Source organism: Bacillus sp. UNC125MFCrub1.1 (genome assembly GCF_000701305.1).
Lineage (GTDB): Bacteria > Bacillota > Bacilli > Bacillales > Bacillaceae > Bacillus > Bacillus altitudinis.
This window is the reverse complement of record NZ_KL370769.1, coordinates 65,431-87,336: the sequence shown is the minus strand read 5'-3', so window position 1 is coordinate 87,336 and position 21,906 is coordinate 65,431. Positions and strand designations below refer to the sequence as shown.

23 protein-coding genes are annotated in these 21,906 nt (G+C 41.3%); 1 reads left to right on the top strand and 22 read right to left on the bottom strand.

Translation table 11 applies throughout. The annotated features are described in order from the left end of the window. Positions 1 to 83: 83 nt before the first annotated feature. The 11 genes from dinG to N521_RS13235 form a co-directional block, all read right to left on the bottom strand. The gene (gene dinG, locus N521_RS13285; RefSeq protein WP_035391673.1) at positions 84 to 2,876 is read right to left on the bottom strand and encodes an ATP-dependent DNA helicase DinG; all 2,793 of its coding nucleotides are present in this window, start codon (positions 2,874 to 2,876) and stop codon (positions 84 to 86) included. A 115-nt stretch (positions 2,877 to 2,991) separates the two neighbouring features. After that, positions 2,992 to 3,375, bottom strand: coding sequence for an aspartate 1-decarboxylase (gene panD / locus N521_RS13280; protein WP_017359738.1), 384 nt, complete (start codon positions 3,373 to 3,375; stop codon positions 2,992 to 2,994). Next, positions 3,368 to 4,234, bottom strand: a complete 867-nt coding sequence (panC, locus tag N521_RS13275) for a pantoate--beta-alanine ligase (RefSeq protein ID WP_017359739.1) — start codon at positions 4,232 to 4,234, stop codon at positions 3,368 to 3,370. Before panC ends, panD begins: the two co-directional genes overlap by 8 nt. Beyond that, positions 4,231 to 5,070 carry a 3-methyl-2-oxobutanoate hydroxymethyltransferase gene (gene panB / locus N521_RS13270; protein WP_008344587.1) on the bottom strand — a complete coding sequence of 280 codons (840 nt, stop codon included), beginning with the start codon at positions 5,068 to 5,070 and terminating at the stop codon, positions 4,231 to 4,233. Before panB ends, panC begins: the two co-directional genes overlap by 4 nt. A gap of 199 nt (positions 5,071 to 5,269) precedes the next feature. Next, positions 5,270 to 6,253 (bottom strand): bifunctional biotin--[acetyl-CoA-carboxylase] synthetase/biotin operon repressor, encoded by a 984-nt coding sequence (locus N521_RS13265; RefSeq protein ID WP_017367494.1) that lies wholly within the window; start codon positions 6,251 to 6,253, stop codon positions 5,270 to 5,272. Beyond that, positions 6,226 to 7,428, bottom strand: a complete 1,203-nt coding sequence (locus tag N521_RS13260; protein WP_035391671.1) for a CCA tRNA nucleotidyltransferase — start codon at positions 7,426 to 7,428, stop codon at positions 6,226 to 6,228. Before N521_RS13260 ends, N521_RS13265 begins: the two co-directional genes overlap by 28 nt. After that, on the bottom strand, positions 7,421 to 8,566 hold the full coding sequence (gene bshA / locus N521_RS13255; protein WP_008344584.1) for an N-acetyl-alpha-D-glucosaminyl L-malate synthase BshA: 1,146 nt from the start codon (positions 8,564 to 8,566) through the stop codon (positions 7,421 to 7,423). The genes N521_RS13260 and bshA overlap by 8 nt, the downstream gene beginning before the upstream one ends. Before the next feature lie 2 nt (positions 8,567 to 8,568). Continuing rightward, positions 8,569 to 9,273 carry a bacillithiol biosynthesis deacetylase BshB1 gene (gene bshB1, locus N521_RS13250; protein ID WP_017367496.1) on the bottom strand — a complete coding sequence of 235 codons (705 nt, stop codon included), beginning with the start codon at positions 9,271 to 9,273 and terminating at the stop codon, positions 8,569 to 8,571. Continuing rightward, complete coding sequence (gene mgsA, locus N521_RS13245; protein WP_008344580.1) at positions 9,260 to 9,679, bottom strand: methylglyoxal synthase; 420 nt, start codon at positions 9,677 to 9,679, stop codon at positions 9,260 to 9,262. Before mgsA ends, bshB1 begins: the two co-directional genes overlap by 14 nt. Before the next feature lie 17 nt (positions 9,680 to 9,696). After that, entirely contained in the window at positions 9,697 to 10,500 is an 804-nt protein-coding gene (dapB, locus tag N521_RS13240; RefSeq protein ID WP_017359745.1) for a 4-hydroxy-tetrahydrodipicolinate reductase, read from the bottom strand. Positions 10,501 to 10,505: 5 nt separating this feature from the next. Further along, a complete protein-coding gene (locus N521_RS13235; RefSeq protein WP_035391670.1) occupies positions 10,506 to 10,841 on the bottom strand; it encodes a nucleotide pyrophosphohydrolase in 336 nt (111 codons plus the stop codon). Between the two features lie 137 nt (positions 10,842 to 10,978). Between N521_RS13235 and N521_RS13230 the strand changes: the two genes are divergently transcribed. Further along, complete coding sequence (locus N521_RS13230; RefSeq protein WP_003215598.1) at positions 10,979 to 11,851, top strand: YitT family protein; 873 nt, start codon at positions 10,979 to 10,981, stop codon at positions 11,849 to 11,851. A 30-nt stretch (positions 11,852 to 11,881) separates the two neighbouring features. On the opposite strand, the gene ypjB is transcribed toward N521_RS13230, so the two are convergent. The 11 genes from ypjB to hisC all read right to left on the bottom strand — a co-directional run bounded on the left by ypjB (position 11,882) and on the right by hisC (position 21,896). Beyond that, positions 11,882 to 12,688, bottom strand: a complete 807-nt coding sequence (gene ypjB, locus N521_RS13225) for a sporulation protein YpjB (protein WP_008344572.1) — start codon at positions 12,686 to 12,688, stop codon at positions 11,882 to 11,884. 65 nt (positions 12,689 to 12,753) lie between these two features. Beyond that, complete coding sequence (locus N521_RS13220; RefSeq protein ID WP_017359746.1) at positions 12,754 to 13,347, bottom strand: lipoprotein heptaprenylglyceryl N-acetyltransferase LhaT; 594 nt, start codon at positions 13,345 to 13,347, stop codon at positions 12,754 to 12,756. A 102-nt stretch (positions 13,348 to 13,449) separates the two neighbouring features. Next, positions 13,450 to 14,217, bottom strand: coding sequence for a menaquinol-cytochrome c reductase cytochrome b/c subunit (locus N521_RS13215; RefSeq protein ID WP_008344567.1), 768 nt, complete (start codon positions 14,215 to 14,217; stop codon positions 13,450 to 13,452). Between the two features lie 41 nt (positions 14,218 to 14,258). Then, positions 14,259 to 14,933 carry a menaquinol-cytochrome c reductase cytochrome b subunit gene (gene qcrB / locus N521_RS13210; protein WP_003215804.1) on the bottom strand — a complete coding sequence of 225 codons (675 nt, stop codon included), beginning with the start codon at positions 14,931 to 14,933 and terminating at the stop codon, positions 14,259 to 14,261. Positions 14,934 to 14,935: 2 nt separating this feature from the next. Beyond that, positions 14,936 to 15,442 (bottom strand): Rieske (2Fe-2S) protein, encoded by a 507-nt coding sequence (locus N521_RS13205; protein ID WP_035391667.1) that lies wholly within the window; start codon positions 15,440 to 15,442, stop codon positions 14,936 to 14,938. A 144-nt stretch (positions 15,443 to 15,586) separates the two neighbouring features. Then, positions 15,587 to 16,033, bottom strand: coding sequence for a YpiF family protein (locus N521_RS13200; RefSeq protein ID WP_007500913.1), 447 nt, complete (start codon positions 16,031 to 16,033; stop codon positions 15,587 to 15,589). Between the two features lie 61 nt (positions 16,034 to 16,094). Then, positions 16,095 to 16,634: a ReoY family proteolytic degradation factor gene (locus tag N521_RS13195; RefSeq protein ID WP_008344562.1), complete on the bottom strand. Its 540-nt coding sequence runs from the start codon at positions 16,632 to 16,634 to the stop codon at positions 16,095 to 16,097. Between the two features lie 75 nt (positions 16,635 to 16,709). Then, positions 16,710 to 17,981, bottom strand: a complete 1,272-nt coding sequence (locus tag N521_RS13190; RefSeq protein WP_035391664.1) for a tetratricopeptide repeat protein — start codon at positions 17,979 to 17,981, stop codon at positions 16,710 to 16,712. Positions 17,982 to 18,270: 289 nt separating this feature from the next. After that, positions 18,271 to 19,557, bottom strand: a complete 1,287-nt coding sequence (aroA, locus tag N521_RS13185) for a 3-phosphoshikimate 1-carboxyvinyltransferase (RefSeq protein WP_017359749.1) — start codon at positions 19,555 to 19,557, stop codon at positions 18,271 to 18,273. 10 nt (positions 19,558 to 19,567) lie between these two features. Further along, complete coding sequence (locus N521_RS13180) at positions 19,568 to 20,683, bottom strand: prephenate dehydrogenase (protein ID WP_035391662.1); 1,116 nt, start codon at positions 20,681 to 20,683, stop codon at positions 19,568 to 19,570. A 115-nt stretch (positions 20,684 to 20,798) separates the two neighbouring features. Continuing rightward, positions 20,799 to 21,896, bottom strand: coding sequence for a histidinol-phosphate transaminase (gene hisC / locus N521_RS13175; protein WP_017359751.1), 1,098 nt, complete (start codon positions 21,894 to 21,896; stop codon positions 20,799 to 20,801). Positions 21,897 to 21,906 lie beyond the last annotated feature (10 nt).

Genomic DNA, 21,906 nt, shown 5'->3' with positions numbered 1-21,906 from the left:
TGAGAACCGATACTATTTTTACAACGGAACATAAAAAGCCGTTACGATAAATTAACTCCAAACCCACACCAGTGAAAGGCCGCTTATGACAGCGGCTTTTCGTTGTTAAGCTTTTCTATATACGCCTCAAGCGACTCTTTGGACATCTCGTGAACTGGCGCATGATGAAGTGATTCTAAAAATAGTTTTCCATACGAAGCGGTTTTCACTCGGCGGTCTAAAATCAGCAATGTTCCGATGTCTTTTTCCGAGCGCAGCAAGCGTCCTGCTCCTTGCTTAAAAGTTAACACAGCTTCCGGGAGAGCGACGGCTTTAAAGGGATTCTTCCCCTGTTTTTTTGCAGCTTCACATTTTGCTTCAATGAGCGGTGAATCGGGTGGTCGGAAAGGAAGCCTTGCCATAATGACGGTCGTTAGCTCTGAGCCAGGAAAATCCACACCTTCCCAGAAACTCCCTGTTCCTAGCAAGATGGCCTGCTTAGCCAATTTGAACATTTTTGTCAATTTTACAGGGCTCCCGCCTGTCAAACCTTGAGCAAACAATGCCGATTGCATACCTTCTGATTTCAGCTCTTCATACACTGCTTTTAACATCTCATGTGAATTAAATAACACCAATATTTTCGCTTGATCCTGCTTTTCCATGATCTTAATATATGTTGCAGCTTGCTTCACATATTCGCGTTCATCACGGTTTGTGATCGGCGGCATGTCAGCAGGTACAACGACCTTAAGCTGTTTTTCAAGTTCAAAAGGTGAATCAATTTGGACAAGGTGTGGGTAAAAATCTTGCAGGCCAAAACGTTCCAAGCAATAATCAAAGCGTTGATTGATGGTAAGCGTCCCTGATGTGAGGACAACGCTTTTTTTGTTCATGAAGAACCGATCAGCTAGCAACTCCCCTGTATCTAGCGGCTGCGCGTGCATAAAGACAGCATTCTTGGCACCCTTTGCATCAATCTCAATCCAAACGGTTTCATCATTGTTTGGTTCAAAGATAAACCGGTACAGCGTACTGCAGAATGTCTGCATAAACGACATCACTTGATCGTATTCTTCTGCTTCAAATGCAAACTGATCTATGAACTGATCACTTTTGTGAAGCAGCTCATTTTTTTGCTGCTCATACAGTTTCTCACAAGCAATCAATAATGAACAAAGCTTACTCGCTGATTCTTTAATTCGGACCCACTGAGCATGGTTTGAATGATGACGGACTCTATGAATGAGACGATTGATGTCCGCTTTTGGTTTTGTCCTTTTGACAAAAGAATGTACGGTACTAAAAAATGCGTCACTTTCCATCTGAAGCTGCTGAAGATACTCGTCCATTTCAATAAAGGTGTCAGTTGATAAACCTGCCTCATGAAATCTCTTTTTCAATTTCTTAAGCAGCCCGCCATGCAAAGAGCCAAGTTGCGTTAATTTCGCATGAAGCTGGATATAAGACGCACTGTCACCTAGCGTTTCATTGGCTGTTTTTTCAAATTGGTGGGCCTCATCAATCACATAGACGTCTGCATGCTGAAAGATAGAGGCTCCTTCCGTTTGGGATAAAAGCAGACGGTGATTCGTCAAAATTAAGTCAGCGGTTTGAGCCTTTCGTTTAGCCCGTTCATAAAAACAATGTTCTTTAAAACGGCGTTTTTTCGATGTAAATGGCATGTGTACACAGGAGATACGGTCTTTTATATTTACAGCTCCTGACGGTAAATTCAGTTCAGACAAATCACCTGTTTCAGTGACCAGAAGCCACATTAAAATTTGCGCTTTTGTTAAGACAACATCATAGTTATCATCTTCCTCATGCAGCACATGCTCAAACTTATCTAAACAAATATAATGTGCTCGCCCTTTAAACACACAGGCGGCTGGCTCAAATGGGAGCAACTGCTTGAGTAGCGGAACATCGCGCTGAAGCATTTGCTGCTGCAGTAAAATAGAATATGTACTGATAATGACAGGTTTTCCTGATTTCTTTGCTTCTAAAGCAGCTGGTATAAGATAAGCGAGTGTTTTCCCGATTCCTGGCGCCGCTTCAATTAACGCATAAGCTCTTTCATGGAACGCATCTCTTACTTTGTTCATCATCGTGAGCTGGCCTTCTCTTACTTCATAGCCTTCTAATGTTTGAGGGAGTTTCTCTTTTATCTCCTCAAACAGCTGCTCGTCGTCAGCGCCTACTGCATATGTCGATTCAGTGATCGGATTGGTCACATCTTTCACAGCAAAAGATCCTACTTCTACAAGCGAATCATCCTGACTCGTGTGATTGGTTTCAAGCTGCTTAATTAAAAGTCCTATATCACTTAGAAGATAAGAGGATAACCTGCGAAGCTGTTTTAACACATTTGGCGGTGTATTCCTTAATTGATGTAATAAGGTTAAAAATAACATGGCAGTAACTTCCGCATCACTATCCGCCCTGTGCGGGTGGTCATGTGGAAGCATGAGCTCTTCGCTTAATTCAGTTAACTTATAACCTTCAAGCTCAGGATAAAGAATTCTAGAAATTTCAACCGTATCAATCGCTAGCACATCCAGCTCATTTTTCCCGCATGCTTTTAGTTCATCGTTTAAAAAGTTCAAATCAAAATGAACATTGTGCGCAACAAAATAAGCGCCCTGTATGAGATCATACACCTCTTGGGCAATGTCCTCAAAAAACACCGCGTCATCAACCATGTGCTGTTTAATACCTGTCAGCTGTTCAATAAATCCAGGAATCGTTTTCCCTGGGTTCACATATTTTGAATACCGTTCGACAATTTGTCCATTTTCAATGACCACCGCAGCAATTTGAATGATTTTATCACCTTTTTTTGGTGAATTCCCGGTGGTTTCAATATCAACGACAACAAACCTTTGATCGGTCATAAAATGGACACCTCAATTCCTCGTTCCACTCATAGTGAAACACACTCTGGGCAATATAGCTGAAACAGAACAGCTTCCTTATGATGAAACTGTTCTGTTTCCATGTGAGCGTGCGTTATAAAATCGTTCTCGCAGGCTCTTGCCCAATCATTTGTTCAATTTGATTTTGTTTATTTAACACGACCACTTTAGGTGTGTGCGATTTCGCTTCTTCCTCTGACAACATTCCATAAGCGATAATAATGACTTCATCTCCTGGCTGAACCAATCTTGCTGCCGCACCATTTAAACAAATGACACCGCTCTTTCTTTCTCCAGGGATGATATATGTTTCAAGTCTAGCACCATTGTGATTATTGACAATTTGCACTTTCTCATTTGCCATCATGCCTGCCGCATCAAGCAAATCTTCGTCGATCGTAATACTGCCTACATAGTGTAAGTTTGCTTCAGTCACTGTCGCTTTATGAAGTTTCGAGGTCATAAAAGTTCTATACATGTTTTTCACCGCTTTCAGGAACATGGAAAATCACATTATCAATCAGTCTTGCCCGGGAGAACTTCACAGCAATGGCAATGATCACTTGCCCCGTTAAGTGCTGAAGGGGTTCAAGCTCTGGATAGGAGTAAATGTCAATATAATCGATTTCTCCACTTGTTTGAAGAATCTCCTCTTCCACTAATTGATAAATACGATTTACATCATGTTCACCCTTTTCTACAGCTGTCTGTCCTTTTTTTAATGCCCGGTATAAAGCAGGTGCTTCTTGCCTTTCTGTTTCAGACAAATACACGTTTCTTGAACTTTTCGCTAAACCGTCTTCTTCTCGAACAGTAGGAACAGACACAAGGTGAAGATCAAAAAAGAAATCCTTGATCATCGCATCGATAACAGCGACTTGCTGTGCATCCTTTAGACCAAAGTATACATTGGTTGGTGCGACAAGGTGAAACAGCTTTGTGAGCACCGTGACAACGCCGTCGAAGTGTCCTGGGCGTTTCTTCCCGCATAAGACGTCTGTACGCTTTTGAACAGTCATCGTAATCGATGGCTCATCTTTGTACATTTCCTTCACATCAGGTGTAAATAATATATCTACTCCAGCTTCTTCAGCAAGACGCTGGTCTCTTTTCATATCTCTTGGATAGGATTCAAAGTCTTCATTCGGTCCAAATTGCAATGGATTGACAAAGATGCTCATCACCACAATGTCATTTTGATCTCTTGCTTCTTTTGCAAGCGTAAGATGTCCTTCATGAAGGAAACCCATTGTAGGGACAAATCCAATGGAATGCTGCTTCTTTTGATGCTGCTTGATCATTTCTTTTAATTCATGAATATGGGAAACAACCTTCATTCCTTGATCCCCCCATATAAACCATCAAGGACTTCTTCTTTCATATGAAAGGTATGAGCATCCTCTGGGAATGTGCGTGCTTTTACTTCTTTTGTATATTGTATGAGCGCTTCTTCTAATACAGCATCGATTTGCGCGTATTGTTTCACAAATTTAGGTGTTCTAGACACGCCGTACCCTACCACATCATGGTAAACGAGAACTTGTCCATCTGCTTCAGCCCCTGCCCCAATTCCGATCACAGGAATCTTTAGCATGTCAGTAATCCGTTTTGTCAGTTCACCAGGTACACACTCTAACACAAGGGCGATGGCACCTGCTTCCTCACATTTCAGACTATCTTCAATCAATTTCTGTGCACTCTCTTTGTCTTTTCCTTGCACTTTATAGCCGCCAAGGACACCGACTGATTGAGGGGTGAGCCCTAAATGGCTTACAACAGGAATACCGCCTCTTGTAAGTGCTTGAATGGATTCAAATACTCCGTCTCCACCTTCAAGCTTTAAGGCATCAGCACCGCTTTCTTGCATAATGCGTGCTGCATTTTTCATCGTTTCTTCTAATGAATAATGATAAGACATAAATGGCATATCCGTCACAACAAATGTGTCTTTTGCGCCTCTTTTGACTGCTTTTGTGTGATGAATCATATCATCCATCGTCACTTGCACTGTGGAATCAAGTCCAAGGACAACCATCCCAAGTGAGTCACCAACTAAGATCATGTCGACTTCCGCTTTTTCCGCTTGCTTTGCAGCTGGATAGTCGTATGCTGTCAGCATCACAATAGGTTCGTTTTGTTCTTTCATTTTGAAAAAATCTAACTTTGTCTTCATTTGTTCCTCCTCATTCTGGAGAGGAGATGGCTTGTCTGATCTCACACGCTTTTATCTCTCATGTGCAGACGAATCATCCCTCTGTCCAAGTCCCTTAGGATCAAGGCAGAAATTTATCGAATTTTTCTTCCTAACAGGTACAGTTCTTTTTCAGATACTGCCCACACGAAGTATATCAAAAATGTGCCGGGTGTTCCACTTAAGTTGACTTGATCTCAATGTCAGCGGAGTAGATGTTTTGGATTCCGCCCTCCGTTTCGAGTAAGAGAACGCCTTCATCGTTAATCCCAAGCGCCGTTCCAGCATATTGTCCATTGACGGTGCGTGCGATGATACGTTTTCCAATGGTCATCGCATACGATTCCCATAATTGTTTGATCGGAGCAAAACCATAAGTCATATATTCATCATACCTTTTTTCAAAGGTGGACATGATGGTTTGAATCAATGCCGCTCTGTCTACCTTTTCACCCAGTTCCATTTGCAAACTCGTCGCAACATCCTTTAATTCTTCAGGAAAATCATTAGCCGTCTGATTCACGTTAATGCCTGGACCAATAATGACTGCGTGAACTTGGTCAGCTTCTGCTTTTAATTCAGTCAAAATACCAACGACCTTTTTTCCGTTTAGCAAAATATCGTTTGGCCATTTGATTGATGGACTGAGACCCGTTTGCTGCGCTATGGCTTCAGCGATCGCGACAGATGCTAAAAGCGTCATTTGCGGCGCTTTGTGCAGCGGTATTTCTGGCCGGAGAATCAAACTCATCCATATGCCTGTCCCATTTGGTGAGTGCCACGTTCTTTGAAGGCGTCCTTTTCCGTTTGTCTGATGATCACTGACAACAAGCGAGCCGTGCGGGGCTCCTTTATTGACGAGGTCATGGGCAATGAGCTGAGTTGAGGCGACTTCTTCTTGAAAATAAATATGCCTGCCAAACAGCTCTGTTTCCAAACCAAACAGAATTTCGTCTTCACTAATTTTGTCCGGTTTACGAAGCAGCCGGTATCCTTTTCTTCTGACCGCTTCGACCTCATATCCCTCTTTTCGCAAATCCTCTATATGCTTCCATACTGCCGTTCGGGAGCAGCCAAGCTCATCACATATTTGCTGGCTTGAGACAAAATCTTGCTCAGATGCTGTAAATAGTTCAATTAATCGTTTTCTAATCGCTGATCGCACGCTATGAGCCACTCCTCTATGGCTTCTTTTCGGTTTTCAAGCTGGTTTTGCAAAACGGCTTTTTTCACAAAAGCAAGCTCTTCTGCAATCCATTTACCAGCTGGCTTTTGCCGAAAGGCCATCAAATCTTTTCCTGACACTGCAAGGTCTTGAAGCTGTTTAATCGGCAGCGCATCATATGAACGTTTCGCCGCCTCCAGCTCATCAAAGAAAATGCGACGCTCATGTTTGAGCTGCGTGATTTTCATACTAGAAAGCAGGACATGTTCACCAGCTTCAAACATTTTTTCCGCATCCCAGTCACAATCAACATATTTGCTAATAGCAACGGCTTCTTTTAAAAGTTTCGTTGATAACTTCCATTCTTTTAAAAAGGACACCGCCTCCGCCTCATCTAGACCAAGTAAATGGATAAAGGCTCCCCACACCTCATCTAACCCATCCAATAAATAATACGGGAAAGCTTGGAACGTTTCATTCAGCTGATCCTTTTTGAGGCCGGGCAATTCTTCATACAATTTGGTGGAGATGAGCACCTTGATGGCTTGCTCACAGTAGCGGCCTTTTAAAAGTTTTTCCATTTCGATTTTTTTGCGTTCAACAGAGATGTTGGCAAGCAGATGTTTATCTTTTTTCATTGCTTCTTCCGTCTCTTTAGAAAGCTCAAACCCGAGCTGGCTTAAAAACCGCACCGCTCTCATCATCCGAAGCGCGTCTTCTTGAAAGCGGCACGCAGGATCTCCAACCGTTTGAATTCGTCTCCGCTTAATATCCCGCTTGCCGCCTACATGGTCAATGATGTCACCATGAATATCCATGGCTACTGCATTGATCGTTAAATCTCTTCTTAAAAGATCTTCTTTTAGTGATGAAATAAACGCCACTTCTTTAGGCCGGCGAAAGTCTTCATATTCTGATTCAGTCCGAAACGTAGTGACCTCATAGCTGACCCCGTCAAGTAACACAATAACAGTGCCATGCTCTTTGCCGACATCTACTGTTTTATCAAATAAAGACTCCACCACATCAGGTGTGGCATCTGTCGCAATATCGATATCCCCAACTTCCCTGCCTAAAAGGACATCTCTCACCGCACCGCCGACAAAATAAGCTTGATACCCATGTTCGTGCAGTGTATGTAAAATAGGGATCGCATGTGTGAATGGTTCATTCATCTTCAACATCACCTTCGATCAATTCTAAGTAAAGCTCTTCATACTCTCTCACAATTTTGTCAGAAGAGAAATTGGCTTCCACACTAGACTTGGCTGCCATCGATATTTGCTGATGGAGCGCATTGTCTTTCAGAATAGTGATGGCATGTTTTGCTGCTCCATCTACATCACCAAGCGGAACAAGGAATCCTGTCTCTCCATGTGCAATCACCTCTGGAATTCCTCCAACGTCTGTTCCTATACAAGGTACTCCGCATGCCATTGCTTCAAGTAGTACAAGACCAAAACTCTCTTTCTCAGAAAGCAGCAGCTTCAAATCACTAATCGAATAGAGCTCCTCCACTTTCTCTTGCTTTCCTAAAAATAACACGCGGTCCGTTAATCCAAGCTTTTTCACAAGCTCGCAAACAACCGATTTTTCAGGTCCGTCCCCAATCAGTAGCAGTTTTGCATTCACCTGTTCAGAAATCTGTTTAAACACATGGATCACGTCATGCACCCGCTTCACTTTACGGAAATTTGATACATGAATGACGACCTTCTCATCCTGCAGAAGACCATAATGCGTCTTCAGCACTTCGTGATCTTCACGCAAATATACGCGCTCATCGACGAAATTATGGATCGTATCAATTTTTTTATTCGGTTTAATCAGATCGTATGTCTGCGCAGCTAATGAATGTGATACAGCCGTTACGCGGTCAGATGATTCGATCGCAAACCGGATGACTTCCTTTAAAGATGGGTCATAGCCTAAAACCGTAATATCCGTCCCGTGAAGGGTGGTGACGACTTTGACAGACTGTCCAGTCATTTGCTTAGCTAAGAACGCACAGACGGCGTGAGGGACCGCATAATGCGCATGAATAATATCAAGCTTCTCTCGTTTTGCCACTTCTGCGAGTTTACTTGCCAGTGCAAGGTCATAAGGCGGATATTGAAACACAGCATATTGATTGACATCCACCTCATGAAAATAAATATTCGGATACACTTTATTGAGTCTAAACGGAATACTTGAGGTAATGAAATGAACATCGTGCCCTTTTTCAGCTAAACGTTTTCCAAGCTCTGTGGCAATAATGCCCGATCCGCCAACACTTGGATAACAAGTGATTCCGATCTTCAATTTTTTCATAATTACCCCCCAAGTAAGTCATCGTCCATCAAAAGTGGCTTCTTTGTCAGAAACCCTTCTGCAAAAGGTTTATTGACTTCCCTTCCATACATCGACTCTCTCATTTTGACAAAATCGATATAACCATTTACAAGCGGTGTCTCCACTGAACTCTCTGTTTTGACAAATTGGCTTTTATACGCATGTAAGCTATCAATTTTTTGGTTCATCTCGTCTGAGATATCGATCACAAAATCTGGACGATGGTGGCCATTAATCATGTAATAATACATCTGGCTTATTTTATGCGCTGGCTGCTTGTATGAATCTTCAAATTTATGTATACCTGCAGAAAAAGCGGCCTCTTCTACAAGTGAACCCGCATGACCATGATCAGGATGTCGATCTTGGTGGTGCGGGGCAAAAATAAGTTTTGGTTTATATGTTCGGATGACACCTGCAATTTCTTTTATCGCTTCGTCATTCAGATAAAGTCCTCTATCTGGCAGCGTGAGCTGGATTCGAGTCGTGACGCCTAAAATGGCAGCGGCTGCTCTGGCCTCTTCTTTTCGGCTGTCAATCGTTCCATTTGAAGATAATTCAGCCTGAGTCAAGTCACAAATCCCAACACGTGCCCCTTTTTTTACGTATTTTGCAATCGTTCCACCCATACCGATCTCTACATCATCACTATGGGCACCGAATGCAAGGATATCAAGTGGTTTCATGCGTTCCTCCGTTTTTTGCTACATCTCGAAAATCAAACGTACCTTTATTTAAATTCCTGACTAAAATTTCGGCAGTCCCCATATTGGTTGCTAATGGGATGGCATACACATCGCAAAGCCGGATGAGTGCAGATACATCCGGTTCATGCGGCTGTGCAGTGAGAGGGTCTCTAAAAAAGAGCACAAGATCCATTGCATTATCAGCAATCATGGCACCAATCTGCTGATCCCCTCCAAGTGGTCCTGATTGGAAACGATGAACGGGAAGCCCAGTCGCTTCTTTCACTCTTAAACCTGTGGTTCCTGTTGCATAAAGTGTATGATCTGCCAAAAGATCTCGATACGCAATGGCGAATTGAATCATGTCACTTTTTTTCTTATCGTGAGCGATTAAAGCAATGTTCATCAGGGGTCCACTCCTTATTAGTCGATAATATTTTCTAAGCCATAAACGAGTTGATCAATATGCATCACCTGTTCAACAGAAAGCTTCACACCTGACATAAAGGATGCACGGTTATAAGAATCATGACGGATCGTGAGCGTCTGCCCGTCCATTCCAAACAGCACTTCTTGATGTGCAATCATGCCTGGAAGCCTTACGCTGTGAAGGCGGATGCCATCATAATCTGCTCCTCGTGCACCTTCGATTAGTTCTTTTTCTTCAGGGTGCCCCTGCTTTTTGCTTTCTCTTACTTCAGCAATCATTTCAGCTGTTTTTAGTCCTGTACCGCTCGGAGCGTCCAATTTTTTATCATGATGAAGCTCAATGATTTCAACATCAGGAAAATAATTTGCTGCCATTTTGGCAAACTTCATCATTAAAACAGCACCAACAGCAAAGTTAGGCGCAATAATACAGCCTATCCCTTTTTCTTCTGTTAATTGCTGAAGTTCTTTTAGGTCGTCTTCTGAAAAACCTGTTGTGCCTACGACTGGACGTACGCCATGTTCAAGGGCTTTTTTTGTATGTACTTTCCCGATTTCTGGGGTCGTCAAATCAATTAACACATCCGGTGCTGTTTCTGAAAGACACACGTCAATATCCGTATAAATGGGCGCATCAGATGTTGTATGAAGCACATCAGATAGCTTTTTCCCCTCATGTGTGTGATCAAGTGCTGCTACTAGTTCAAAATGGCTTGTTTCTTCTGCCAGCTTGACAGCCTCTATCCCCATTCTCCCTCTTGCTCCAGCAATTACGACTTTGATGGTTTGGTTCGTCATCTTCTCTACTTCCCTTCTTTTTTCGTCCAGCGGTCTTTGTCTCTTGTATTGAATTTAAGCATCACACGATCATGGGCTTCTTCAAGTGATATATTGAGTGAATTGGCAAGGCATGTTAACACAAACAGCACATCACCAATTTCTTCTTCCATGCTTTTTTCCGTTTCGGTTGTTTTTTTCGGCTTTTCTCCATAGTAATGGTTGACCTCTCTTGCCAGCTCACCTAATTCTTCTGTCAGACGGGCCATCATGGCAAGCGGGCTGAAATAGCCTTCTTTAAATTGTCCTATGTAATCATCTACTTCTTGCTGCACGTGACGCAGCGTTTTTTCATTCGTCATGAAGCTCATCCTCCTATCCATCTCTTACATGTTAGCGAAATCATAAATATTTGACAAATGTTTAAAACTCAGTTTGCTTGTTTCTCTTCCATACCATATAATATTATCGCTGTCTAAGCAAAAAAAGGAGTGATCTTTTGCTAAAAGAAATTCGTCTTAAAAATATCGTATTTATTTTAATAGGATCTGCGATTTTTTCTTTCGGCCTTGTTCATTTTAATATGCAGAACAACTTGGCGGAAGGCGGATTTACAGGTATCACACTGCTTTTATATTTTCTATTTCACATTGACCCATCTATTTCAAACCTTGTGTTAAACATTCCGATCTTTTTTATCGGCTGGAAAATGCTTGGCAGAACCATGTTTACATATACAATTGTCGGAACCGTCAGTCTTTCTGTCTTTCTAGCCATCTTCCAGCGCTTTCAAATACATATGCCTCTTCAGCACGATTTAGCCTTAGCCGCACTTTTTGCAGGTGTGTTTATCGGAACAGGCCTCGGAATCATCTTTAAATTCGGCGGGACAACAGGCGGCGTTGACATTATTGCAAGATTGATCAACAAACATTATCAAGTCGCAATGGGAAGAACGATGTTTATCTTCGACGCGTGCGTCATTACCATCTCTCTCACCTATTTAAATTACAAAGAAGCCATGTATACACTTGTTGCCGTATTTGTTGCTGCAAAAGTCATCGACTTCATGCAAGAAGGCGCTTACGCTGCCAAAGGAGCGATGATTATTTCTGAAAAGGATGACATCATTCAAAAGAAAATCACAGAGGAAATGGAGCGTGGAGTGACCATTTTAAAGGGTGTCGGCTCCTATACGAAACAGGAACGCAACGTCCTTTACTGCGTCGTTCCAAAAAATGAGCTTGTCCACCTCAAGAGCGTCGTAACTTCCGTCGATCCTCATGCCTTTGTATCAGTGAGTGACGTGCATGACGTACTTGGTGAAGGCTTCACATTAGATGAACATAAAAAGCCGCTCAATCCCCATTAAAAAAGAAGCCCGATAACGGTGCTTCTTTTTTTATGACTTTGGATAATCGGCTTGTCTCTTTTGCTTTTTTTCTTTTTCAGCACGGTATTTCCTAAACCCAACATACGTTAAAGTGAGTAAAATCATACTTCCTGTTGTTAAAATGACCCATAAAAGCGATGGATCCGCTTCATCTTGATCAACGTTCGCAAACACACTTGATAAATCCTCTTCGAGTTTCGTGAGACGCTCAAGCTTTGTCCCACTCGATGCTTTTAAAAATTCACCTTGTTCAATTACTTCCATGTGCTGCTTAATCGTTTGCAGCTTTTCAGGCGAGATATCAATGGTTAAACTCGGATAAATCATATCATACAATGAAACCAGCTCATTCCAAGTTTCATAAAACGTCGTCGATTCTGGATCTTTTACTTCTTTCTTTAATGTCGGAAAAGACCCCATAATCGGCTTCTCGAGAGATCCCCAAAGAGGTTCTGAATTTGATTGTATCGCATCGAGAAGCATTCTAAACTGAGAGGCATACCGAAGTTTTTCGCGCTCATTTAAGTCTTCCTGCGGGAGTCCTTTAATGATATCTTGATAGCCAAGTGTAATTTGCCGAACCTGCGTATTCGTCAAAGTTCCGCGCCAATTCTCAGCTTTAAATGTCTTTTCAGCATACAATGCGACTTGTAATGCCTCATCATATTTAGCTTGTCTCGTTAATTGAAAGATTGAATCTGATAGTTCCGTTAATTCTTGCAGCGCTTTAGCAGCTGTTGTTTCCTCACCTTTTGCAGCAGCTGGATGCAAGACAAGAAATAATAATAGAATCATCGCGATTGACTTTCGTTTCATGCAAGTCCCTCCTAGCCTTTCTCCATACAGCGTATGAAGAAAAGGACAAGGTTAGACCAACATTGTTAAGGGAGTTCAAGCTTGACCGATTTTTTCGAGATGACAAGATAATACGAAACAAGAAGAACGGCAATACTTAACCAAAACGTCACGTAGCCGATCTCATTTGAATAGGCAGAAAGCATAGAATAACGCGGCATCATTCCAAATACATAATCAATCACATCATTATGTAAAATCCATATGCCTGCTACAACCAAATGACGCATTTGAAAACGATAATACGGCGCAAATAACACAGCCTGTACCGCCATCGCAAAGTGCGAACCAATTAGCATATATCCTTCCCAAGGAAAATCATCAACAGAAACGAGCACGAAAAGATTCATCCCTACAGCCCATAATCCATATTTGATCAAGGTGACAAGGGCCAGTGCTTCAAAATAAGGAGCATGGCGTTTCATTAGAAAGGCTAGTAATACAAATAAAAAGAAAAAGCTTGCCGTCGGACTGTCTGGAACAAAAGGTAAAAAGATAGCCGGCGTCTCAACGAGCTGCGGGATATACCAGTAGTAGCCGTACACAGTACCAAGAAAGTTGACAATGAGCACCAGCACAAGCATGTAGCGTGTGGCTAGCAAATATTGAATCCATCTCATATTTCTCTTCACTCACGATCTGTTAAAATCAGAAAAAAGCTGACAGCGCCAGCTTTTTTCTCCTTTTGAGTATATCCTTGTACTTGCATTTAAACAACTGAATTATTTAGATTTGACCTCAGATAAATATTTCGAGAGCTTTTCAAGTTCTTCATCGCTGCCTTTAAAAATGCCCTTAGGCATGTTGCCTTTACCTTCTACAGCGATTTTCGCAATTTCCTCTGGTGCTAAACCATTGTCAACAAGTGACGGTCCAGCTGCCCCGCCTTGCATATTATCTCCGTGACAGGAGATACATGTCTGCTCTTGATAGATTTTATACTCTTCAGCTGAGGTATCAATCTCTGCTTCTTTCTTGATTTCACCTTGCTTCGCAGCTGCTTCCCAGTCATGAGTAGCAACAGATTCCCATGTTAAATAGGTTGCTGCACCAACTGCAAGAATCATCATCCCAACTGCAATTGGTCTTCGATATGGCCTGCGTTCAGGACCAGAATCAAGAAATGGTGCGAGTAAAAGAGCACCAAACGCAATTCCAGGCATAATCATTGCGCCAACTACCGTATAGCTCCCTGCAGCAAACTCATATTTTAACAACTGGTACAAAAATAGGAAATACCAGTCTGGCAGCGGAATATAGCCCGTATCTGTCGGATCAGCCATCCGCTCAAGCGGAGGTGCATGAACAACAGTTAGGACAAGAAATCCAATTAAAAAAACAGCACCTACAAGCCATTCCTTTAAAAGAAAGTTCGGCCAAAAGGCTTCGGTTTTTCCCGGATATTCGGAATAGTCTTTAGGTATGTTAGGTTTTCTTTCTGCCGGTATTCTGGAATCTCCGACAAACTTCATCCCTTTTCCCCTATGCAAAGTCATCCCCTCCTCATTGAACATTCATCAAACGCAAAATTTTACAGCGGTCCAGAAATTCCTTGCTTACGAATCATAATAAAGTGGGCAGCCATCAGCCCAAATAATGCCGCTGGCAAGAAAAAGACATGGATAGCGAAAAATCTCGTCAGCGTTTGTGCACCTACAATGTCAGGATGACCTGCAAGCAACGTTTTAATCTCTTTCCCAATGAAAGGTGTCGCCTCTGCAATTTGAAGACCAACCTTCGTCGCAAATAGCGCCTTCATATCCCACGGTAAAAGATATCCTGTAAAACCAAGTCCAAGCATCACAAAGAAAATGAGCACACCGACAATCCAGTTTAGCTCTCTAGGCTTTTTATACGCCCCTTGGAAAAAGACCCTCAGCGTATGTAAAAACATCATAACAATGACTAGACTCGCACCCCAGTGGTGCATCCCTCTTACAATCTGTCCAAATGCCACTTCATTTTGCAAATAATAGACAGATTCCCATGCATTTTTAATATCCGGTACATAATACATCGTTAAAAACATGCCCGAAAGGACTTGAATGACCGTCACAAAAAACGTTAAACCGCCAAAACAATACACAAAAGCAGAGAAATGATGTGCTGGATTGACGTGCTCAGGCACTTCATGATCCGCAATGTCTCTCCATATCGGTGTGATGTCCAGCCGCTCATCTACCCAATCGTAAATCTTGTTAAGCATCGTTACCCTTCCCCTTTCGGCACAGCTTTTCCAAGATAGAGGTATCCGTCCTTCACTTGCTGCTTATAATGATCAAGCGGTGCAAGCGGTGGAGTTCCGGGTACGTTTGTACCATCCTTGTCGTACAGCCCATAATGGCATGGGCAGAAAAATTTGTTTGGATTTTTCGGATCACTGTTCCAGTTCACTGTACATCCCAAATGTTTACAGATTGGCGATAAAGCGACAATTTCATCCCCTTCTTTGTACACCCATGCAGACCTAGATTCCTTTGACTCATACCATGCATCTACTTGATCAATTTTAAAGTCAAAGCGCTTCGGTTCTCTTGTCAGTTCATCTACACTGACAACTTGAACCATATCCTGATCCTCTGTTCCTTTTAGCACAGGGTCAAGCGCAAAGCGAACCATAGGCATGAGCATTCCAGCGGCCATAAATCCCCCCACGCCGGTCAACGTGTAATTCAAAAATTGACGCCTGGACACTCCATGTCTCTTCTCGCTCATTTTTTTCTCCCCCCCTCAGGTCGTCAGCTACTTTATAACTGAATTAGAAAAAATTTCATAAAACTAGGACACCCTCATAATATATCAATCTATTCACAAGGTCAACAGCCTAAAAAGCTATGTACAATGCAAATGTAAGGGTTTTTATGACGGGTTCCATTTTTGTAACAAAAAGTTCAAAATTTGTTCTACACTGTCTTGAATGACTTTTTGCTTTAAATTGACCTTTAAATGCTCAAGCGGAACAGACTGCAATATAAATGCCGATTCGCTCACTTCTAGCTGTTCTTTCCATTTGTTATCAGATGTGATAAACACAACATGCTGAAAATGTTCTTGCAATGATTGTTTTACTGCAAGTATGTCTTCTTGCTTACGATGATTTACTTCTAAATATGTATGTGGAGGAAAAAGAAACACTCTGCCTTTCAGTTGCCTTTCAAGATCCTCTGCCACAAGCATTGTAAACTCACCTAAAGACACGGTTTGTTTGATATGGCTTGCATCTATCCCAACTAATGGAATGATAGCGGTATCAATGTAATCTTTAGATTGTAAAAAGAGATCCGCGTCCTCCGCCTGAAACTTCATCTAGTTCCCCTCTTTCATCACATAAGCCCTGCCTGTATAGGGCAAGGCTTATTGGCTTGGTTTATGATAATAGGCTTAATTCTTTTGCTAACTTATTAAATGTTTCTTGATCATGACGGTCAAGCGCTTCATCGATTTCTTTCATCAGCCGTTCTTTTTGGAAAGTAGCGATAGAATGCTCTAGCACTTTCTCAGCAAGATCTTTATCTTTTTCATTTTCATATAGATCTTTAGGAATATGAGGATTTGTTTCAAGTACAGCGGCATATTCCGGCGAACGATATGCAGATCGGAAATTCAATTGAATAAACAAATCTTGCTGTTTATTCAAACGAATATCATGAAATGATTTTTCTGCATCTGTCGTCATGATATTTTCTTTATAAAATCTAAAGGGAACTTCATCCACACAGTGTGTTGACATAATAATTCCCCTTGGGCAAAATTCTGCTTGCTCTACAAAATGAACCTTTTCCATCAAAGAGTCGTGACTCATTAAATAATTTAATATCCAAACACACTCTCTTCGCTTTAACTGATAATGGTTTAAGAACCACCGGATAAATTCCTTCTTTTCATTGACAGAAACAGGGGTCTGCATGTTATTCCCTCCTCTATCGTAAATTAAATTGCTATACATGAATTATTCAACAAACCAGTTCTTCATTCCTGCAAACTATAAGGAAATTTCGTCTTCAATTCTTAAAATCGTTTCTTCAATTTCTTCATTCGTGCCATCTTTCTGAAGAACTTTTCGTAATAACGGCAAGGCTTCTTTTTGTCTGCCTTCTTCTAAAAGGAACGAAGCATATTCATATAAAAAGTCACGTTCCTCATCAAAATCAGGCAGAGCAAGTTTGAAATACTCAGCGGCTTCATCATATTCTTCTCGTCCGACAGAAGCAGAAGCAGCATACCAATTCCATTTTGGATCTTCTTCCCCAAAGCTTTTAACCTCTTTAATCACATCCAGAATTTCATCAAACAGCTCTTCATTTAAATAGATCGCAAGCAGCGTTTGAACCGCTTCAATATATCCTGGATCAAGAGCAAGTGCTTCTTGAAGCAATTTTTTCGCATCTTCCGAATGGCCATTTTTCAAATCAATCTTTGCCCCATATAAATATAACTCTTTGTTATACTCATCCACTTTAATTCCTTCTTTTACTATCTCTAAAGCTTCATGATATAGTCCTTCTTCCTCATAGCTTTTGGCTAAAGGCATATAAAGTGACGAATACGAAGGATCAATATCTTTTAGTTCAGAGAGCTGCTGAATAGCCGTTTTCGTTCTGCCAGCCCTCATCGCTGTAAATCCGTAGCCAAAAAGTGTATTTGGATCCACTTGATCCTTTACAGCCTTTTCATACCATTCAAGGGCATCTTCAAATTCTCCAGCTGTGCTTAATGATTCAGCGAGCCGCTGATATACATTGACACCGCCAATTTCATTTTGTTGATCGGCCACTTTGTAGAAATAGTCGGCTGCTTTCTTTGAAAGACCTTGAGAAAAATACAATTCCCCTAAAGCAAAATCAATGACGGCTTCATGAGGTAGTAACTCTTTCGCTTTTAAAAGCTTTTGTTCACTGACTTCAAATAGTCCTTGCATTTGATACAAATCTGCCATTAACAATAAACTCTCTGGAAACGCATCGTCATCTTCAGGAATCGTTTCAAGAACTGCTATTGCCTTCTCTTCTTCATCAGAGTCTATTAACAACTCTGCATAAAAACAGGTTAATCCTGTTTCTTCTGGATATAAATCATGTAAATCACTAATGAGATTCCGCGCTTTATCAATATCTCCCCAGTCATAATATAACTGAGCTGCCTGCGCTTTTTCTTCATCATGAAGATGCTTCTCTGCTTGAGCAAGTGTTTGGAGTCCCTTTTCAGTCTCACCCGCCTCAACTAATTTTATGGCTTCTTGTAATGAACTATTCAAATCAAACCGTTCCTTTCTGTTTCCAAAAACCTAAACTGTTGTTACTTCATATCATAATCGACAGCTGCATATCCAGCAAATATGTTGCTCTTTTAACATGAAGCCATTTTTGTGTTTTGAAGACTCTTTTTCAATCAATACTTTACTAAACTGACGATTTGTAAACCGAATACACTAAAAAATTGTTTTTGAATCAGCAAAATGCTCTTTTTCAAGGTTTCACCTTGAGACAAGCTATGCTATAGTTCTTTCAAATATGCAAAAGGAAAGAAAAAGCCTGAGGAAATCCTCAGACTGTTTGCGTTAAGTATTCAATGTGTTCAAAGAAATTTGGGTAAGATACACGTACTGCATCTGTATCTTCAATCTCGATTGCTTGCTCTGTTATACATGCCGCAATTCCTAACATCATACCAATTCGATGATCTCCGTAGCTTGAGACGACTGCGCCGCCTTTAAGGCTCGTTTTACCATGAATCTTCATTCCATCATCTGTTGCTTCAATATGAGCACCTAGTTTTTTAAGTTCTGAAACGACTGTATCAATACGATTGGTTTCTTTCACTTTTAATTCAGCGGCATCTTTAATGATCGTTGTTCCTTCTGCTTGAGTAGCTAGGAGCGCAATAATAGGAATTTCGTCGATCAGTCTAGAGATCATATCACCTGAAATGTCGATCCCTTTTAATGAAGAGGTAGAGATCGTTAAATCACCGTACGGTTCTCCGCCTTTAGCATCCACTTCTTGAATGTCGAGGTCTGCACCCATTTGTTTTAGCACATCTATAATACCAGTTCTCGTTTTGTTCAAACCGACATTTCTCAATACAATCCGGCTGTTTGGAACGATAGATCCAGCCACTAAGAAAAATGCAGCTGAAGAAATATCTCCAGGGACAAATACATCTGTTGCTTTTAACGTTTGTCCACCTTCAATTGAAACACTTTGTGCATCTTCATGTAGCGAGACACCAAACATTGATAACATTCTTTCGGTATGGTCTCTTGATTTATGCGGTTCAGTTAACGTCGTTGTTCCTTCTGCCTGCAGTCCAGCTAAAAGGACAGCCGATTTAATTTGCGCACTTGCAACCGGAGACTCATAAGAGATAGCTTTTAAATTGCCCCCACGTATAGAAAGCGGTGTATACTCGCCACTTGCTCTGCCATCTATCTTGGCTCCTAATTGTCTTAGCGGACCTGTTACCCGTTTCATCGGTCTTTTGGCAATACTTTCGTCTCCGATCAGCGTACTGTGGAACTCACAGCCAGCCAAGATTCCCATCATTAAACGAATGGTCGTGCCAGAGTTACCAACATCGAGAATATCGCTCGGCTCTTTAAGTCCTTTTAGTCCCTTACCATGAATGACAACATCTGTACCTTTTTGCTCGATGTCTACACCCATCTTTCTAAAACAATCAATCGTGCTTAAACAATCAGCGCCAGGAAGAAAGTTTTTTACTACTGTAGTACCGTCAGCAATAGCGCCAAACATCACAGATCTATGAGAAATGGATTTATCTCCTGGAATATGAATTTCTCCATTCATAGGAGCACTTTTATGAATTTTCATCTTCCTCACCTCAATCAGCATAAAATGTATCGTAATTTGCTCTATTTTTTATACAGAGTTCTGCCCGCTTTCGATCGTCATCTGTTTGAAAACTAATGCGTAAAATCCCGTTAATGTCTTCTCGCGTTTCAATAATACGGATATTTGTAATACTGATGTTTTCATTTGCTAGATATCCTGTAATTTCCGAAATAACACCAGGATGATCCGGCACATCGACATAAAGATCATAAAAAGCAGGGATAGCTCCTTTTTTCCTCAGAGGCAGGCCGTCGCGATATTCCTTGGCCTCTTGGAAATAAGAGAATAACCCCTCAGCATCTTCTTGTTGCACAAAGGATTCAATGCGGTCAATCTCTTTTTTCCATTCATAGAACCGGTCTAAAATCTTGTTTTTATTGTGCAAGAGGATATCGCGCCACATTGCAGGATTACTTGATGCAATACGGGTAATATCTCGAAAGCCTCCAGCAGCAAACCGTTTTACAAGAGGAAATTCTTCTTCAAAATGATGCGCTTGATGCACAAGACTGGCAGCGACGATATGTGGAAAGTGACTAATCACACTTGTCACAGCATCATGTTCTTCGGGTGTCATTTCAATGAAATGAGCATTGGTTCCCTTCAGCAGATCCTTCAAACGGTCAACAGCCTGACGACTTGTTACCTTTGCTGGCGTTAAAATGTAGAATGCATTTTCAAATAAAAAGTCTTTCGCTGCAATGACACCTGATTTATGAGACCCTGCCATCGGATGCCCGCCAATAAATTGGTAATGATCAGGCAACGTTTTTTCAGCAAAGTGAACGACCTTTTGCTTTGTGCTCCCTACATCCGTAATCGTGAGCTCTCTTTCAATTCCAGATGCTGCAATATCACTTAACATTTTGACGGTTTGTTGTACTGGCGTTGCCAAAATAATCGTTGCTGCTTCATTTAAGCCTTCCATAAAGGACTCGGCAGTCGCGTCGATGATCCCTAGTTTTGTTGCAGCAATCATTTGTTCTTTAGAGACATCATAGCCTACAATTTTTTTATGTGGAAATTCTTTTTTAATCGACAGTGCAATAGAACCACCAATTAAACCGAGCCCAGCGATTAATATGGTTTCGTTTGCTTCATTCATGTTCATCACCTGATTTTTCGCGAAAATTAAACAAGCTGTTTCTAGCTTATATGTATATTGGATGAGTTACAACGAAAGCCATATCCCATAAACAGGATATGACTTCATTGTTATGCTACGCACGAATGCCTTGTAATAAATCGGCAAGTGTAGTTAGGATTTCTTCATTTTGCTCCTTTGTTCCAACAGTAATACGTAAAGAAGTTGGGAATCCGAGAGCTTGACCAGATCGAACGATATAGCCCTTTTTCAAAAGTGCATTGAACAGCTCATCTGCATCTCTTTTAAAATCAATCAGCACAAAGTTTGTTTGAGATGGATAGATAAATAATCCAAAACGGTCTGCAAATTCTTGATATTGTTTAAGACCTGCTTCATTTTTTTGTCTGCACGATTGAATGAAGTCTTGATCTTTAATGGCTGCACGTGCAGCTGCCTGAGCGATACGACTTGTATTAAATGGCTCTCTCGCAGGTTCAATGGCGGTAATCAATTCCTCTGAAGCAACCCCATAACCTACTCGAAGTGCCGCAAGTCCATATGCTTTAGAGAATGTGCGCAATACAATGACATTTTGATAGGCTTTTAATAGAGATAAACTGTTCGGAAAGTCTTCTGCGCGGACATATTCAAAATATGCTTCATCTAGAACGACAAGCACATGAGCAGGCACTTGATCTAAGAACGATACTAGCTCAGATTCTGACAAATGATTTCCTGTCGGATTGTTCGGGTTACACACCCAAACGACTTTTGTGTTGTCATCCATCGCATCCAGCATTCCCTTTAGATCATGAGCTCCACCATTTAGAAGTGGTACTTCTCTAATCTCTGCATGCTCAATTACTGCATTGTGACGGTATTGCGGGAATGACGGAGATGGGATCACCGTATTTGTATGTTGATCAAGGAATGCCCTAGCAATAATTTGCACAAGTTCATCTGAGCCATTCCCGAATATTAATTGTTTTTCATTTACTTGAAGAAACTCAGCCAGTTCCGTTCTTAAACTTGCGCTGTATCCGTCTGGATAAATCGCTAAATGTTCAAGTTCAGCTTGTATAGCCTCTCTTGCATGTGTGGAACATCCAAAAGGGTTTTCATTTGAAGCCAATTTCACAATTTTGTCTAATTGATATTCTTTTTTGACCTCTTCAATTGGTTTCCCAGGTTGATACGGTTTTAGCTGTTTTAATTGATCTTTGATTTGCAAAATGTTTCAC

Coding starts and splice junctions, on each gene's coding strand:
- dinG (WP_035391673.1), bottom strand. CDS start 2,876: ATGACCGATCAAAGGTTTGTTGTCGTTGATATTGAAACCACCGGGAAT.
- panD (WP_017359738.1), bottom strand. CDS start 3,375: ATGTATAGAACTTTTATGACCTCGAAACTTCATAAAGCGACAGTGACT.
- panC (WP_017359739.1), bottom strand. CDS start 4,234: ATGAAGGTTGTTTCCCATATTCATGAATTAAAAGAAATGATCAAGCAG.
- panB (WP_008344587.1), bottom strand. CDS start 5,070: ATGAAGACAAAGTTAGATTTTTTCAAAATGAAAGAACAAAACGAACCT.
- N521_RS13260 (WP_035391671.1), bottom strand. CDS start 7,428: ATGAATGAACCATTCACACATGCGATCCCTATTTTACATACACTGCAC.
- bshA (WP_008344584.1), bottom strand. CDS start 8,566: ATGAAAAAATTGAAGATCGGAATCACTTGTTATCCAAGTGTTGGCGGA.
- bshB1 (WP_017367496.1), bottom strand. CDS start 9,273: ATGAAACCACTTGATATCCTTGCATTCGGTGCCCATAGTGATGATGTA.
- mgsA (WP_008344580.1), bottom strand. CDS start 9,679: ATGAACATTGCTTTAATCGCTCACGATAAGAAAAAAAGTGACATGATT.
- dapB (WP_017359745.1), bottom strand. CDS start 10,500: ATGACGAACCAAACCATCAAAGTCGTAATTGCTGGAGCAAGAGGGAGA.
- N521_RS13235 (WP_035391670.1), bottom strand. CDS start 10,841: ATGACGAATGAAAAAACGCTGCGTCACGTGCAGCAAGAAGTAGATGAT.
- ypjB (WP_008344572.1), bottom strand. CDS start 12,688: ATGAAACGAAAGTCAATCGCGATGATTCTATTATTATTTCTTGTCTTG.
- N521_RS13220 (WP_017359746.1), bottom strand. CDS start 13,347: ATGAGATGGATTCAATATTTGCTAGCCACACGCTACATGCTTGTGCTG.
- qcrB (WP_003215804.1), bottom strand. CDS start 14,933: ATGCTTAACAAGATTTACGATTGGGTAGATGAGCGGCTGGACATCACA.
- N521_RS13205 (WP_035391667.1), bottom strand. CDS start 15,442: ATGAGCGAGAAGAGACATGGAGTGTCCAGGCGTCAATTTTTGAATTAC.
- N521_RS13200 (WP_007500913.1), bottom strand. CDS start 16,033: ATGAAGTTTCAGGCGGAGGACGCGGATCTCTTTTTACAATCTAAAGAT.
- N521_RS13195 (WP_008344562.1), bottom strand. CDS start 16,634: ATGCAGACCCCTGTTTCTGTCAATGAAAAGAAGGAATTTATCCGGTGG.
- aroA (WP_017359749.1), bottom strand. CDS start 19,557: ATGAAAATTCATAAAAGTGCTCCTATGAATGGAGAAATTCATATTCCA.
- N521_RS13180 (WP_035391662.1), bottom strand. CDS start 20,683: ATGAATGAAGCAAACGAAACCATATTAATCGCTGGGCTCGGTTTAATT.